The 14,795-nt window shown below is 61.9% G+C and carries 19 protein-coding genes; 7 read left to right on the forward strand and 12 right to left on the reverse strand.

Translation table 11 applies throughout. The features are described from left to right. Positions 1 to 72: 72 nt before the first annotated feature. A complete protein-coding gene (gene murI / locus NKJ09_RS26615; RefSeq protein ID WP_352495799.1) occupies positions 73 to 885 on the forward strand; it encodes a glutamate racemase in 813 nt (270 codons plus the stop codon). A 79-nt stretch (positions 886 to 964) separates the two neighbouring features. Continuing rightward, a complete protein-coding gene (locus tag NKJ09_RS26620) occupies positions 965 to 1,153 on the forward strand; it encodes a DUF3008 family protein (protein ID WP_023717374.1) in 189 nt (62 codons plus the stop codon). Positions 1,154 to 1,243: 90 nt separating this feature from the next. On the opposite strand, the gene NKJ09_RS26625 is transcribed toward NKJ09_RS26620, so the two are convergent. Continuing rightward, positions 1,244 to 1,456, reverse strand: a complete 213-nt coding sequence (locus tag NKJ09_RS26625) for a hypothetical protein (protein ID WP_023674706.1) — start codon at positions 1,454 to 1,456, stop codon at positions 1,244 to 1,246. Positions 1,457 to 1,836: 380 nt separating this feature from the next. On the opposite strand from NKJ09_RS26625, the gene rpsD reads away from it, so the two are divergent. From rpsD to NKJ09_RS26640, 3 genes are all read left to right on the forward strand, one after another. Then, positions 1,837 to 2,454 carry a 30S ribosomal protein S4 gene (gene rpsD / locus NKJ09_RS26630; RefSeq protein WP_023717376.1) on the forward strand — a complete coding sequence of 206 codons (618 nt, stop codon included), beginning with the start codon at positions 1,837 to 1,839 and terminating at the stop codon, positions 2,452 to 2,454. Positions 2,455 to 2,607: 153 nt separating this feature from the next. Then, the gene (gene ttcA / locus NKJ09_RS26635) at positions 2,608 to 3,501 is read left to right on the forward strand and encodes a tRNA 2-thiocytidine(32) synthetase TtcA (protein WP_352495800.1); all 894 of its coding nucleotides are present in this window, start codon (positions 2,608 to 2,610) and stop codon (positions 3,499 to 3,501) included. After that, entirely contained in the window at positions 3,491 to 4,318 is an 828-nt protein-coding gene (locus NKJ09_RS26640; RefSeq protein ID WP_023717378.1) for an inositol monophosphatase family protein, read from the forward strand. Before ttcA ends, NKJ09_RS26640 begins: the two co-directional genes overlap by 11 nt. Before the next feature lie 22 nt (positions 4,319 to 4,340). Here the strand turns inward: NKJ09_RS26640 and NKJ09_RS26645 are convergent, their stop codons facing one another. Continuing rightward, complete coding sequence (locus NKJ09_RS26645) at positions 4,341 to 5,540, reverse strand: multidrug effflux MFS transporter (protein ID WP_031193515.1); 1,200 nt, start codon at positions 5,538 to 5,540, stop codon at positions 4,341 to 4,343. Between the two features lie 206 nt (positions 5,541 to 5,746). Continuing rightward, complete coding sequence (grxD, locus tag NKJ09_RS26650; protein WP_023674712.1) at positions 5,747 to 6,082, reverse strand: Grx4 family monothiol glutaredoxin; 336 nt, start codon at positions 6,080 to 6,082, stop codon at positions 5,747 to 5,749. Between the two features lie 162 nt (positions 6,083 to 6,244). On the opposite strand from grxD, the gene NKJ09_RS26655 reads away from it, so the two are divergent. Further along, a complete protein-coding gene (locus tag NKJ09_RS26655; protein WP_352495801.1) occupies positions 6,245 to 7,051 on the forward strand; it encodes a phosphodiester glycosidase family protein in 807 nt (268 codons plus the stop codon). 12 nt (positions 7,052 to 7,063) lie between these two features. Here NKJ09_RS26655 and NKJ09_RS26660 read toward each other — a convergent pair whose 3' ends face one another. From NKJ09_RS26660 to NKJ09_RS26670, 3 genes are all read right to left on the reverse strand, one after another. Next, a complete protein-coding gene (locus NKJ09_RS26660) occupies positions 7,064 to 7,297 on the reverse strand; it encodes a BolA/IbaG family iron-sulfur metabolism protein (protein WP_023674714.1) in 234 nt (77 codons plus the stop codon). Between the two features lie 86 nt (positions 7,298 to 7,383). Then, positions 7,384 to 9,624 carry a phosphoribosylformylglycinamidine synthase subunit PurL gene (gene purL / locus NKJ09_RS26665; RefSeq protein WP_023717381.1) on the reverse strand — a complete coding sequence of 747 codons (2,241 nt, stop codon included), beginning with the start codon at positions 9,622 to 9,624 and terminating at the stop codon, positions 7,384 to 7,386. 149 nt (positions 9,625 to 9,773) lie between these two features. Then, the gene (locus tag NKJ09_RS26670; protein ID WP_023717382.1) at positions 9,774 to 11,186 is read right to left on the reverse strand and encodes an aminotransferase-like domain-containing protein; all 1,413 of its coding nucleotides are present in this window, start codon (positions 11,184 to 11,186) and stop codon (positions 9,774 to 9,776) included. A gap of 138 nt (positions 11,187 to 11,324) precedes the next feature. Here NKJ09_RS26670 and NKJ09_RS26675 point away from each other — a divergent pair, with 138 nt between their 5' ends. Beyond that, entirely contained in the window at positions 11,325 to 11,531 is a 207-nt protein-coding gene (locus tag NKJ09_RS26675; RefSeq protein WP_353022699.1) for a DUF1127 domain-containing protein, read from the forward strand. Between the two features lie 18 nt (positions 11,532 to 11,549). Here the strand turns inward: NKJ09_RS26675 and NKJ09_RS26680 are convergent, their stop codons facing one another. The 6 genes from NKJ09_RS26680 to purS are packed head-to-tail and all read right to left on the reverse strand — an operon-like array spanning position 11,550 to position 14,767. After that, positions 11,550 to 12,191 carry a Pr6Pr family membrane protein gene (locus NKJ09_RS26680; RefSeq protein WP_023717384.1) on the reverse strand — a complete coding sequence of 214 codons (642 nt, stop codon included), beginning with the start codon at positions 12,189 to 12,191 and terminating at the stop codon, positions 11,550 to 11,552. A gap of 4 nt (positions 12,192 to 12,195) precedes the next feature. Further along, positions 12,196 to 12,606 carry a hypothetical protein gene (locus NKJ09_RS26685; protein ID WP_023717385.1) on the reverse strand — a complete coding sequence of 137 codons (411 nt, stop codon included), beginning with the start codon at positions 12,604 to 12,606 and terminating at the stop codon, positions 12,196 to 12,198. Between the two features lie 2 nt (positions 12,607 to 12,608). Beyond that, entirely contained in the window at positions 12,609 to 13,274 is a 666-nt protein-coding gene (locus tag NKJ09_RS26690) for a glutathione S-transferase family protein (RefSeq protein ID WP_023717386.1), read from the reverse strand. Between the two features lie 31 nt (positions 13,275 to 13,305). Further along, complete coding sequence (gene purQ / locus NKJ09_RS26695) at positions 13,306 to 13,974, reverse strand: phosphoribosylformylglycinamidine synthase subunit PurQ (protein WP_352495802.1); 669 nt, start codon at positions 13,972 to 13,974, stop codon at positions 13,306 to 13,308. Next, entirely contained in the window at positions 13,971 to 14,528 is a 558-nt protein-coding gene (locus NKJ09_RS26700) for an RNA 2'-phosphotransferase (protein ID WP_352481308.1), read from the reverse strand. Before NKJ09_RS26700 ends, purQ begins: the two co-directional genes overlap by 4 nt. After that, complete coding sequence (purS, locus tag NKJ09_RS26705; protein ID WP_023717389.1) at positions 14,525 to 14,767, reverse strand: phosphoribosylformylglycinamidine synthase subunit PurS; 243 nt, start codon at positions 14,765 to 14,767, stop codon at positions 14,525 to 14,527. The genes NKJ09_RS26700 and purS overlap by 4 nt, the downstream gene beginning before the upstream one ends. Positions 14,768 to 14,795: the final 28 nt, after the last annotated feature.

The following is a 14,795-nucleotide window of genomic DNA, read 5'->3' on the forward strand; positions in this document are numbered from 1 at the left end:
AGCAAAAAGCATGGGCCGAACCTTCTCTCGTGATCTCGTTTGTGATTCCCAGCCCTTAGTGACTCAATGATAATGACCAGTCCATCGAGCGCCCGTCCGATCCTGATGTTCGATTCCGGCATTGGCGGCCTCACTGTGCTGCGTGAGGCGCGCGTCCTGATGCCTGACCGCCGCTTCATCTATGTCGCCGACGACGCGGCGTTCCCCTTCGGCGCCTGGGAGGAACCGGCGCTGAGAACACACATCCTGGAGTTGTTCGCCAGGCTGCTCGAACGGTTTTCGCCGGCCATTTCGGTCATCGCCTGCAATACCGCCTCGACGCTGGTCATCGATGCGTTGCGCGAGAGGTTTCCCGGCCACCCTTTCGTCGGCACCGTGCCGGCCATCAAGCCGGCGGCGGAACGCACGCGCTCAGGCCTGGTTTCGGTGCTGGCGACGCCCGGCACCGTCAAGCGCCAGTACACGCGTGACCTGATCAGCAAATGGGCGCAGAAATGCCATGTCCGCCTGGTCGGCAGCGACAGGCTGGCTGGATTGGCCGAAGCCTATATGCGCGACGGTTTTGTCGACGAGGACGCCGTGCGCGCCGAGATCGCGCCGTGCTTCGTCGAGCATGACGGGCTGCGCACCGACATCGTCGTGCTTGCCTGCACCCATTATCCTTTTTTGGCCAACCGCATGCGCAAGACAGCACCTTGGCCGGTCGACTGGCTCGACCCGGCCGAGGCGATCGCACGCCGCGCGCTGTCGCTGCTCGCCGATACCGAGGCCCGTTATCGCAGAGAGGTACTGCCGGAAGGCGCCGATTTTGCCGTCTTCACCTCGAACGAGGCCGATTTTCCGACGCGCCGGCTGATGCAGGGATTTGGCCTGGCGGTATCCTGACCCCAGGCACTTTGGTGCTCCGGGAACATCAGCCCAGGGCGATGCGTTCTTTTCTCATTGAGGAACAGGAGAAGCGATCATGCCAGCCACCTCGAAAGCCCAGCAGAAAGCCGCCGGTGCTGCACTGTCCGCCAAGCGCGGCGAGACCAAGAAGAGCGAGCTCAAAGGCGCGTCGAAGGGAATGTATAAATCCATGAGCGAAAAACAGCTCGAGGAATTCGCCGAGACCAAGCGCAAGGGCCTGCCGGAAAAGAAATCGAAACACTGATCGACTGACCATTCTGGCGGCGGATGCCGGTCGATAAAAAGCCCGCGGCTGAGCCGCGGGCACTGAAGTCTCAACGGGCAAGGGCGAAAATTACCAGTTCCAGCCCCACCCGCAGCGCCGCACTTTGTAGCGGATGACCTTGCGATGACCGTGCCGCCACACCACCTTCTTCTTGACCACGATGCGGCAGACCTGGTGATGCCTGTGGCCATGCCAATGCCGGGCCTGCGCCGGCTCGGGCGCGACCGCCATCGTGCCGGCCATCACCGCGGCTCCTACCAACGTAAGGAAGAACTTCTTCATGCGAATTCCAGCTCCTCTGACTTCAGTCCCTTCCTGATGCCGCTGGCGCAACCTCCCGCCACATCCGGCACGTTCTACAACCGCAACACTATCCGGTTCGGCGATTCGCGCCAGCCGGAAGCTTGACAGCGGTTAAATCTCCGTTTAACCAGCCCACCAACACCGGGCCGCAATGCCCGGTGGTTTTCTTTATGTGTGCAAGACGTTTGGGAAGCCGATTTTACTTTCCTTATGTCTTGTTTGAAATGACGTGTCCCGTGGGTTTTCCGTCGCGTTGCGTGGAAAACCCTGTCAGGTCTCGAAAACGGAGGCCAGAGGAGGGCGCGTTTCCTTCACCCGGACCATGAGGTTCCGGGTGCGTTGTTTTGAAAGGGAATGCGATGAGCAAGCGCGAATCCGCGAAGTACAAGATAGACCGCCGTCTTGGCGAAAACATCTGGGGCCGCCCGAAGTCCCCGGTCAACAAGCGTGAATACGGCCCCGGCCAGCATGGCCAGCGCCGCAAGGGCAAGCTTTCCGATTTCGGCCTGCAGCTGCGCGCCAAGCAGAAGCTGAAGGGCCACTATGGCGACGTTTCGGAAAAGCAGTTCCGCAAGGTCTATGAAGAGGCGGACCGCCGCAAGGGCGACACCTCGGAGAACCTGATCGGCCTGCTCGAATCGCGCCTCGACGCAGTCGTCTACCGCGCCAAGTTCGTACCGACCATCTTTGCGGCGCGCCAGTTCGTCAATCACGGCCACGTCAACGTCAACGGCAAGCGCGTCAACATCGGCTCGTACCGCTGCAAGCCGGGCGACGTCATCGAAGTGCGCGAGAAGTCGAAGCAGCTGGTCATCGTGCTGGAATCGGTGGGCCTGGCCGAGCGCGACGTGCCCGATTACATCGAGGCCGACCACAACAAGATGACCGCCGCCTTCACGCGCATCCCCGGCCTGGCCGACGTTCCGTTTGCCGTGCAGATGGAACCGAATCTGGTCGTCGAATTCTATTCGCGCTGATCGGCGCGTTCGTACGCGATACAAGCGAAGGCCGCCCTATCGGGGCGGCCTTACTTTTTCGTTCCTTTTTCGCGGCGTGATTCCGAAATCGATTTCGATTTTCGGTTCGATGCGCTACTGCGGGCGGCAACAGGACTTTAGGGCCGACGCGCCGTGAACATGCAGCCAGACGCCGAAACGCTCGAACCGGTCGCCGACGCCGAAGGCGGCTTTCATCCGCTGTTTGCCGATGTGCCGTCCTCCGTCGAGTTCAACAAGCTGCGCAAGCGGCTGCTGCGGCTTGCCCGCCAGGCGATCGACGATTTCTCAATGGTGAGGCCCGGCGACCGCTGGCTGGTCGCTCTGTCGGGCGGCAAGGATTCCTACGGCCTGCTTGCCGTGCTGCTCGATCTCAAATGGCGCGGGCTGCTGCCGATCGAGCTGTTGGCCTGCAATCTCGACCAGGGCCAGCCGAACTTTCCCAAGCACATATTGCCCGACTATCTCGACAGCCATGCCATTCCGCATCGCATCGAATATCAGGACACCTATTCTGTGGTCATCGACAAGCTGGCCGAGGGCAGCACCTATTGCTCGCTGTGTTCGCGGCTGCGGCGCGGCCATCTCTATCGCATTGCCCGCGAGGAGGGCTGCTCGGCGCTGGTGCTCGGCCATCACCGCGAAGACATTCTGGAAACCTTCTTCATGAACCTGTTCCATGGCGGACGCCTCGCCGCCATGCCGCCGAAGCTGCTCAACGACGAACGCGACGTCATGGTGCTGCGGCCGCTCGCCTATTGTGCGGAAGCCGATCTCGAGAAATTCGCCGGCGCCATGAAATTCCCGATAATTCCGTGCGATCTGTGCGGTAGCCAGGAAGGCCTGCAGCGCAACGCCATGAAAGCGATGCTCGACGACATCGAGAAGCGCATGCCCGGCCGCAAGGACACCATGATCCGTGCCATGGCCAATGTGCGGCGCTCGCATCTGCTCGACAGGACGCTGTTCGATTTCGCCGCCCTCAACGATGCTCTTAACGCAAAGCAAGACGGTCCCCATGACATTTGACGACAGCGCGATCGACTGGCTTGCCGACCTTCTGTCGGACGCTGCCGTCGCCGAGATCATGCCGCGCTTTCGCCGGTTGAGTGAGGGCGACGTGCGTCGCAAGACCTCGGCCGCCGATCTTGTGACCGAGGCCGACGTGAATGCCGAGCGGCTCATCACCGCCAGGCTGCTTCAGCGTTATCCCAAGGCGATGATCGTCGGCGAGGAGGCCTGCTCCGACGACCCGACGCTGCTCGACGGTCTCGGCGATGCCGAACTCGCCTTCGTCGTCGACCCGGTCGACGGCACCTTCAACTTCGCCTCCGGCGTGCCGCTGTTCGGCGTCATGCTTGGCGTCGTGGTCAAGGGCGAGACGGTCGCCGGCATCATCCACGATCCCGTCGGCAAGGACTGGCTGGTCGGCGTCAGCGGCGCCGGCAGTCATATTCGGCACGCGCATGGCAATTTCGAAAAAGTCCATGTCGCCAAACCGGCGCCGATATCGGAAATGACTGGAGCGGTCTCGTGGCACTATCTACCCGAGCCGGACCGCTCACGCCTGGCGCGCAATCAGACCAAGTCGCTGTCGCAGTTCAACTATCGCTGCGCAGCCCACGAATACCGCCTGCTGGCCAGCGGCCACGGCCATTTCGTCGTCTATAACAAGCTGATGCCGTGGGACCATCTGGCCGGCGTACTGATCCATGCCGAGGCCGGCGGTTATGCCGCGCGCTTCGACGGCAGCGCCTATCTGCCGTCACATGTCGGAGGTGGCCTGCTGGTCGCGCCGGACAGGGAAAGCTGGCGGGAGCTGCGCCGCGAGCTTTGGGCGGAATAGTTTTATCCGCCAGCGCGTAAAACTAGACCGGCGGGTTTTGCGGCTGGAACAGCCTGCCGCGCTCGGCGATGAGAATCATCAGCAGCGCCGCCACCGACACGCTGCAGAACCCGGCGGCCAGCGGCGTTACCGTACCGTTGAAGGCCTGGCCGATCAGCGTGCCGAGGATGCCGCCAAGAAATGTCTGCATGAACCCGAGAATCGACGAGGCGGTGCCGGCCAGGTGACCGAGCGGCTCCATGGCGAGCGCGTTGAAGTTCGCGCCGAGCGCGCCGAACGGTACCATGGCGCAGGCAAAGAAAGTAATGAAGAGCCAGAGCGGCATCTTCATTTCGATGGAAACGACCAGCCAGGCAAGGCTGATGGCCAGAAACAGCAGCAGCGCGCTTTGCGACAGACGGCGCATGCCGATGCGGCCGACGAGGCGCGAGTTGAGGTAGTTCGAAAAAGCAAGCACGCCGGCAACCCCCGCGAAGATGACCGGGAACATCTCGCCGACATCGAACACGCTGACATAGATCTGCTGGGCCGAGGCGATGAAGCCGAACATGGCGCCGAAGATGAAGGTGCTGGCGAAGGCGTAGCAGAGCGCGATGCGGTTGGTGAGAACGATGCGGAAGCCGCCGATGATGGAGGACAGCGTCAGCGGCCGGCGATATTCTGGATGTAGTGTCTCGGGCAGGCGCAACAGCGACCAGGCGGACACGATCAGCGCGCCGGCCGCCATGGTGACGAAGATCACGTGCCAGGTCGCAAACAGCATGATGAATTGGCCGATACCGGGTGCCACCACCGGAATTGCCATGAACACCATGAAGATCAAGGACATGACTTCGGCCATGCGCCTTCCGTCGAACGTATCGCGCACGATCGAGACGGCAATGACGCGCGTCGCCGCCGCGCCGATGCCTTGCACGGCCCGGCATAGCAGAAGCGTGGCGAATGACGGGGCGACTGCAGCAGCGCCCGCCGCCGCAACATAGATCACCAGCCCGGCAACCAGCGGAGCGCGGCGCCCGAAGCGGTCCGAGACGGGCCCGAAGAACAGTTGCCCACCGCCGAAGCCCAGTATGTAGGCGGTGATCACATATTGCCGGTGGTTTTCATTTTCGACGCCGAGCGAGGCGCCGATCTGCTGCAGCGCCGGCAACATGATGTCGATGGCCAGCGAATTGAGCGCCATCAGCGCCGCGCATAGCGCGATGAATTCCCAGCGCGGAATAGGCAAGGTGCTTGCCTTTTGCTGCGCTTGTGCTTGCTGATCCACGGCCGGTCCGATCTTCAAACGAAAATGCGCCGGCGTGCCGACGCATCCATTCGTTCATTGCCCCGATAGCGGGCACAACTTTTTGCCAAGGTGCCCCGGCGCTAAGCGCATGACCCCGACAATCGCAGTCGATCTTCGGAGAGCCATACGCAAAACAGAAGTCAGGCGGCGCCTTTGACGCTGACGCCCTTTTCGACGAGGAAGGTCTGCAATTCGCCCGCCTGGAACATCTCGCGGATGATGTCGCAGCCGCCGACGAATTCGCCCTTGACGTAGAGCTGCGGGATGGTCGGCCAGTTGGAATAGTCCTTGATGCCTTGCCGTAGCTCGGCCGATGTCAGCACGTCGACACCCTTATAGTCGGCGCCGATATAGTCGAGGATCTGCACGACCTGACCGGAAAATCCGCATTGCGGGAAGCCGGGCGTGCCTTTCATGAAGAGAACAACGTCGTTGCCCTTCACTTCATTATCGATGTAGTCGTTGATGCCGCTCATGGAATACCCTTTCATGCCTGTGGGAGTCAGGCTCGAACATTACCCTTCAAATAAACCCATGGGTTGCGCGAAACAAGATGTTTGCCGCCTTGCCATGCAAATGGCGCAAAGGAACGTCTGATCTTGTGCCAAGCCGTTGGCCACCATCTTTCCCGAGGCGCGATGAAAAGACGATATCTCGCCGGGTTCCTCCTCGCCGTTCTGCTCGCCGCACTGGCCTTGATTTGGTGGGCCAGGTCGCCGAGACAGCCACCCCTCGTCGTCGGCGGTGAATTGCCGGCGCCGTGCCGCGACGCGAGCTTCGAGGCGGCCGCCTACGTCGTCTGCGAAATCGATCTGCGCCGCTATGACATCGGTGTGTTCCACGTAGGCCTCGACGGCAAGGCCTTCGGTTCCCTGGACAAATTCGACAAGGCGATGGCGGATCAGGGCCGGCCGGTGCTGCTCGCCATGAACGCCGGCATGTATCACCAAGATCTGACCCCAGTCGGCCTTCTCGTCGAAGACGGCCGGGAGAAGGCGCCGCTCAACGTCGCCGACAGCGAAGGCAATTTCTTCCTGAAACCGAATGGCGTATTCGTGGTCCGCAAGGACGGCAAGGCGGCGGTCATGGAGACAAGTGCCTATGCCGCGGCCGGGCCGGACGTGATGGTCGCCACGCAATCCGGCCCGATGCTGGTGATCGACGGCCGGCTTCATCCCCGTTTCGAGCAGGACGGCACATCGCGCTATATCCGCAACGGCGTCGGCGTGCTTGACGAAAACACCGTCGTGCTGGCGATCTCGCGCTCTCAAGTCAGCCTCGGCAGCTTCGCACGGCTGTTTCGAGATGCGCTCAATTGCCCCAATGCGCTTTTCTTCGACGGGGTCGTGTCGGCGCTGTCGAATGGCGAGCGGATGATTGTTGGTGGAAACTATCCGGCCGGGCCGATCATTGCCGTGACCGGCAAGGCGCTTGCGAGCCGGTAACTGGACGGGAGTTTAGTCCGGCACGCTGGTCTGCAGGGCAAGCGCGTGCAGCACGCCGCCCATGTTGCCCTTCAGCGCGTCATAGACCATCTGGTGCTGCTGGACGCGGCTTTTGCCGCGAAAGCTTTCGGCCACCACCTCCGCCGCATAATGGTCGCCATCGCCGGCCAGGTCGCGAATCGTCACCTTGGCGTCCGGAATGCCTTCCTTGATCAGCCGTTCGATGTCGTGGGCGTCCATTGCCATGCGAGGATTCCTTGTTCAGGTCGTGAACTCATAGATATGGTCGAAACGGCGGATGAACCACAGTGAAACGGCTCCACTCGATCACATCACGGGTCCACGACCTCATTTGCCATGAAGCGAGGGAACCAGGATTCGTGGGCAGCGGTCAATTCACTGACCGGTATCGCACGTGCCTCGCCCAGCTTCAGTTCGCTGCCGCCGGTCGAGCCGATCCACGGTGCAAAAATGCCGAGCTTGCTTTGCTGTTCGCGAATGGCATCCCACGCCTCGCTCTGCGGGTCGATCGACAGCGTCAGCAGATAGCGGCCCTGATCCTCGCCGAACCAGACCGGGATCGGATCGGTGCCGATCAGGCCGGGGATGGTCGCGCCGATGCCGGAGGCCATCGCCATCTCGGCCAACGCCACCGCGATGCCGCCATCGGAAACGTCATGCGCCGCGGTAACGACGCCCGACGCAATCAGCGCCCGCACATGGTCACCGACGCGCTTTTCGTGATCGAGATCGACGGGCGGCGGCGGGCCGTCGGCACGGCCATGGATGTCGCGCATATAGACCGATTGGCCAAGATGCGTGCCCCACATGGTCGGTGCGCCGACCAGCACGATCATCTGGCCTTCGGCGGCAAAGCCGATCCGCACCATTTTCGACCAATCGGCAATCAGCCCGACGCCGCCGATGGTTGGTGTCGGCAGTATGCCTTGGCCGTTGGTCTCATTGTAGAGCGAGACGTTGCCGGAGACGATCGGGAAGCCCAGCGCCCTGCAGGCATCGCCAATACCTTTCACCGCGCCGACCAACTGACCCATGATCTCCGGCCGTTCCGGATTGCCGAAATTAAGGTTGTCGGTGGCCGCGAGCGGCAAGGCACCGGTGGCGGTAAGATTGCGCCAGCATTCGGCCACCGCCTGCTTGCCTCCCTCGTAGGGGTCGGCCTCGCAATAGCGCGGCGTCACGTCGGAGGAGAAGGCGAGCGCCTTGGTCGGATGACCGTCGATCCGCACGACGCCGGCATCGCCGCCGGGAAGCTGCAACGAATTGCCTTGGATCAGCGTGTCGTACTGCTCCCACACCCAGCGGCGCGAGGACAGGTCCGGCCCGCCAAGCAGCTTCAGCAAAGCCTCGGCCACATCGGTTTGCGGTGCATCGCCGGCGCCCAATGGCGCCGGCTTCTTCGGCTCGACCCAGGGACGGTCATATTCCGGCGCCTGGTCGCCGAGATCCTTGATCGGCAGGTTGGCGACCTCGTCGCCCTGGTGCAGCACGCGGAAGCGCAGATCGTCGGTGGTCTTGCCGACGATGGCAAAGTCGAGGCCCCATTTGTGGAAGATCGCCTCGGCCTGTTTTTCCTTTTCGGGGCGCAGCACCATCAGCATGCGCTCCTGGCTCTCCGAAAGCATCATCTCATAAGCGCTCATGCGCTCTTCACGCACCGGCACCTTGTCGAGATCGAGCTCAATGCCGAGGTCGCCCTTGGCGCCCATTTCGACCGCCGAGCAGGTGAGACCAGCGGCACCCATGTCCTGGATGGCAATAACGGCGCCGGACGCCATCAGTTCGAGGCAGGCTTCGAGCAGGCATTTTTCGGTGAAGGGATCGCCAACCTGGACCGTGGGCCGCTTCTCGTCGATCTTGTCGTCGAATTCGGCCGAGGCCATGGTGGCGCCGCCGACGCCGTCGCGACCGGTCTTGGCGCCGAGATAGACGACCGGCAGGCCGACGCCCTTGGCCTCGGACAAAAAGATTGCGTCCGTCTTCGCGAGGCCCGCGGCAAACGCATTGACCAGGATATTGCCATTGTAGCGGGCGTCGAAATTGACCTCGCCGCCGACCGTCGGCACGCCGAAGGAATTGCCATAGCCACCGACGCCGGAAACGACGCCGGCAACGAGGTGCCTGGTTTTGGGATGATCCGGCGCACCGAAGCGCAGCGCGTTCATCGCCGCGATCGGCCGCGCGCCCATGGTGAAGACATCGCGCAGGATGCCGCCGACGCCGGTCGCCGCTCCCTGATAAGGCTCGATATATGAGGGATGGTTATGGCTCTCCATCTTGAAGACGACGCAGTCGCCGTCGCCGATGTCGACCACGCCGGCATTCTCGCCCGGGCCCTGGATGACTTGCGGCCCGGTGGTCGGCAGCGTACGCAGCCATTTTTTCGAGGATTTGTAGGAACAATGCTCGTTCCACATCGCGGAAAAAATACCGAGTTCGGTAAAGCTCGGCTCGCGCCCGACCAGGTCGAGGATGCGTTGGTACTCGTCGGGCTTCAGCCCGTGCGCGGCAATGAGTTCCGGAGTGATCGGCACGGAATTGGAAATGGTCATGATCGGCAATTTGTGTCCTTGGGATCGAGTCCCGTCTTATCGCAAGCTTTGCAGCCGATACACCCCGTCGGATGACTAAAACGACGGAAAGCAACAGCTTGCCGCAAGTAGCGGAAGATCGCCACTCGACCCGCCGGTTTCAAGCCGGTTCAGGAAAAGCTGTCGTAGCCGGCGCGGCCTTCGTCCAGAAGCCGCCGGATCACAGCGACGCCGTGCGCAATATCGTCCCGCTGTCGCGGCTGCGAGATGCCAAACCGCACGCCGTGAAAGGCCTGTTCGGAACGCCCCGCCTTGAACTCGTCCTCGTCGTCGATGAGCACGCCATGTTCGAGGCAAGCCTGTTTGAAAGTGCCGGAAAGCCATGGGTCCGGCAAAGTGAGCCAGACGAACGGCACATTATCCAGCGCCTTGAAGTCGAAGCCGTCGAGTGTCTCGCGCACGATCGCGATGCGCGCACCGATCTCGGCAATGCTGCGCTTGCGCATCTCGGCGGCCTGACCGGACAACACCAGCCGGCTGCCCACCTCCGCCAGCAGAAAGGGCAGGCCGCCCGTCATCATCTTATGGGCAACCCGGATGCGGTGACGATAGGCCGGCGGGCAAGCGAGCCAACCCCCGCGAACACCCGCCGCGACCGATTTCGACAGGCCGCCGGCAACGATGGTCCGTTCGGGAGCATATTCGGCCAGTAAAGGCGTCGGGTCGTCGGTCAGTCCGCCATAGAGATCGTCCTCGATCAAGACGACGTTATATTGACGGGCGACATGCGCGATTGCCTCGCGGCGCGATGCCGACAGCGTTGTCAGCGTCGGGTTCTTGGCCGTCGGCATCAAAAACATCATCTTCGGGTGCTTTTGTGCGCAGACGCGCTCGAAATCCTGGGGATCGATGCCCTCGTCGTCAGCCGCCACCAGTGCGGTCCGGCGACCGATCAGGCCGGCGCTGCGGGAGATCTGCGAATAGGTGAGGTGCTCGAAGACGACATAGTCGCCGGGGGCGGTGAGCCCCGCAATTGTTGCCATCACCGCGGCGTGGGTGCCGAGCGTGGGGACAATGGCATCCGCCGCCGGGCGATAGGAATTGCGCGACAGCCAGCGCCTGCCGGCCTCGAACCAGCGGTCCGGGAAATCACGCGTGTAGCTTGAAATCTCATGCGGATGGTCTTGCGCCGTGCGTGTCAACACATCGGCGACGATGGCACCCTGGCCGACATCCGGTGCGGCGGTGCTATCGAAGCGCATCTTGTCGCCGGGCGCATCCATATAGCGCGTGCCTTGTTCGACCGGCTCCAGGAAATCCGGCTTTGCGCTTTCCGACTGCTGAGCGAGAACATAGGTTCCGCGGCCCACCTCGCCGCTGACCAATCCCCGCTCGCGCAGCAATTGATAGGCCCTGCCGACGGTGCCGACGGTCGTGCCGATGTCGTATGCCAGATCGCGCTGCGGCGGCAGCTTTGCCCCTGCACCGATCAGGCCGCGGTCGATGTCCGTCTCGATGGAATCGGCAAGCCGCTGATAGAGCGGGCCGGTACCCGCGGTAAGATCTGGAAGCCAAGTTGTCATGGTGACAATTTTTTACATTGCACCAGGATGTGAGTCAATACATATCAGATCGGCGGCGAGAAGGGTACAATCCGAAGTTTTGGCAGAAAGAAAATGGCTACAATAGAGACAATCCGCCCCGTTAGGGCTGAATTGCAGATGCAGGTGGCGCCTCCGTTAGGCCGGCCAACCTATGTTAGTCGGCTGGTGCGTACGCTCGGATCCTTCGCGAGATGGATTGGCAGGCTAATGGATCGTCGGCGCAGCCGGCTGGTCCTGCTCGAGATGACCGACGACCAGCTCAAGGACATAGGCATTACGCGTTGTGATGCCCATCGTGAGGGCCTCAGGCCGTTCTGGGACTGAGGGTTGAGGCACCGCACTTTAGCGGACGCCCGCCGCCCTGAGCCTCGATACGCCGTGGTCCACAAGCACGGCCACGATACACAGAACCAGAAAAAGCCCGGTGATGGCCAGAGCCGAGACGGCGACGCTGGCCGCCCCGTGTTTGGAGACGTCGAGGAATGGATAGGGTACTTCGCCGACGATCGGCGCCCGCAGCAGCGCGTAGGCCAGATAGGCGATCGGATAGATCATCCACCACGAGATGTCACGCCATCGCGTCGAGCCGTCGGCGCCCGCCACAAGCCACCACAGCACGAACACCACCGGCGTCACATAGTGCAGGAGCACGTCGCAGAGCAGGAACAGCCCTTGCGGCTGCCAAAGCTGCGCCAGGACCGTGGCGTAGATAATGAGGACCAGGCTTATGGCGACGGCTACGCCCGCCCCTATCCGTGGCCCGGCAAAGGCCGGAAACCAGGCATAACCCGTCGACGACAGCAACGAGGCATGGACGAGCACCGCGCCGATGTTGGTCAGGATGGTGAAGAAGCTGAAATAGAAGACCAGCGAGCCGACAAAGCCGCGGCCGGCTTCCATTGATGCCGGGACGGTGATGCAGAGCTGCAGGACGAGCCCGGCCAGGCCGACGACCAGACCGGTGATCTGCAGCAAGCGACCCATTGGGCTAGGCAGCAGCGCCACAGGCCGGATTGCCGGCCTGCCAGCGGGCAATGTCCGAGCCGATGCGGCCGCCGAGCGGTTCCGCCATCAATGGGCCGAACACGTCGACGCGGCTCGAATTGCCTTGCGCCTGCACGACCAGCAACGGCTTTCCGCCATAATGTTTGGCCGGCACCAGCAGGAAGCGCGGCGTGCCGCTGAACGAATTCAGCTCGTTGGCCATCTGATAGGATTTGAAGGCAGGGTCCTTGCTGGCGATCCAGCATTTGTGGGCAGCTATTGCCACCTGCTCCATGGCAAGCAGTGACGCGCTCTTGCCCGCCGGCGCCGGCGTGCTCTTCGGGCTTGACTGGCATGAGGCGAGTACAAGCCCGGCGGCAGTAGCGACGGCGAGGCGGGCGAGTGTCAATCGCATGGTCAAGCGGCGCCCATCTCGAGTTCGGACAGAAAGATCTTCAGACCGTCTGTCATCTCACCCCAGACGCGCGACAGCGCCGGATGCTGCAAGGCGATTTGCTCATAGGCATCGAATTTCGGATAGGCGTCAAGCAGGTCGGGGCGGCCGATCGTCGCCCTGAAATTGTTGAAGACGAAGCGGGTCGGCGTCAGCCACGCATCGGCGAAGGAGATGTCGTCGCCGAGCGCGAACGGGCCATGCGCCATGCGGGCCTCGATTGCCGCAAGCCCGTGATGCAATCGGGCGAACTGTGCCTTGATGTCCGCCTCGTTGCGCTGCGGCACGAAATAGAGCTCGAACAGCTTCATCGTTGGGGCGAGCACGTCAAGGTCGGTGATGCGGGCGAACATGCGCACCAACGCCCGGTCTTTCGAATCCTTGGGCAGCAGCGCTGGCTCGGGAAAGCGCTCCTCCAGATATTCGGCAATGACCACGGATTCGACGATCGTTTCGCCCGAGCCGGTGATCAGCACTGGAATCCGATTGAGCGGGGAGATGGCACGGAATGCCTCGGGAATGGGAAACCCAGGCGGCGGTGCAATGACCTTGAGCGGCACGTTCTTGATGTAGGCCAGCGCCCGCACGATCGACGAATAGGGCGACAGCGGTCGCGAATAGAGTTTCATGACCGTCGCTCCAGGAGGAAGATTGAATGCATCAAGCGGCGATGCCCAGCGCGCTTTCGAACAGCGCCCGGCCGTCGCTGCCGCCATGCGCCGCTTCAATCAGGTTCTCGGGATGCGGCATCAGGCCGAGCACATTGCCACGGCCGTTGACAATGCCGGCAATGTCGTTGATCGAGCCGTTGGGATTGGTGCCTTCGGCATATCGGAACACCACCTGGCCTTCGCCTTCGAGGCGGGCCAGCGTTTCGGCATCAGCAAAATAATTGCCGTCATGATGCGCCACCGGCGCGCGGATGACCTGGCCCGGCTGATAGCGGCGGGTGAACATCGTGTTGGCATTGACGATCTGCAGCTTGACTTGCCGGCAGACGAATTTCAGCGAGGTGTTGCGCATCAATGCACCCGGCAACAGGCCGGCCTCGACCAGGATCTGGAAGCCGTTGCAGACGCCGATGACCGTGACGCCCTTGGCCGCCTTTTCGGCCACAGCCCGCATCACCGGCATGCGCGCGGCAATAGCGCCGCAGCGCAGATAATCGCCAAAGGAAAAGCCGCCGGGAATGGCGATCAGGTCGACATCGGGAATTTCAGTGTCGGTCTGCCAGACGGTGACCGGCGGCGTGCCGGAAATCTTGGTCAGCGCCGCGATCATGTCACGGTCGCGATTAAGGCCGGGGAGCAGGACGACGGCTGATTTCATGAGAATTCATGCTCGTTGAGTTGGAACAGATATCGCGGCAAAACATGGCTGGTCAGCCAGACGCCATTTTCGGAAAGAAAAAATAAGGCGCCGTTTTTGGCCATGTTTTCCGAGTCGATCCGCAGGATAACACTTCTCCCCTTGCGGCGCTGTGCGACGATCACAGCTGTTTCAATGTCTTTTGACAAATGAACGTGCTGCCGAGACTGGCTGATCAAGCCTTCTCGTAAGATGCTGGGGAGAAACTCTTCCTTGGTGCCGTGATATAAGACTGTTGGAGGAATTGATGGCGACAGGCCGAGATCAATCTCGACACTGTGGCCTTGAACCGCACGGACACGATCACCGTCGATTGCAAAGCGCTTTTTCGGGTTCTCGTCGATGATCCGAACAACCTCGGCGGCGGATGTGCCGAACTTCGCCTGAATCGCCGCGCAAAGTTTGTTGAAATCAGTCCAACCGTTCTCATCCAAAGTCAGCCCCGCTTCATGGGGAGCATGGCGTAAAACAAGACTCATGAACTTCGATATCTGGATGTCTTTCGACAAGCTCAGCCGATCTCCACCGCGTAATTCTCAATCACCGTATTCGCCAGAAGCTTGTCGCACATAGCTTTCAGATCGGCCTCGGCCTTGGCCTTGTCGCCCTCGGCAAGCTCGATATCGAAAACCTTGCCTTGCCGCACCTGGCCGACGCCGCCGAAACCCATTCCGGAAAGCGCATGCTCGATTGCCTTGCCTTGTGGGTCGAGCACGCCGTTCTTGAGGGTTACGGTAATGCGGGCCTTGATCACGCTGGACATGCTCCTGTTCACCTGTTGA

Source organism: Mesorhizobium sp. M0189, assembly GCF_040322135.1.
In the GTDB taxonomy this organism is placed as follows: domain Bacteria; phylum Pseudomonadota; class Alphaproteobacteria; order Rhizobiales; family Rhizobiaceae; genus Mesorhizobium.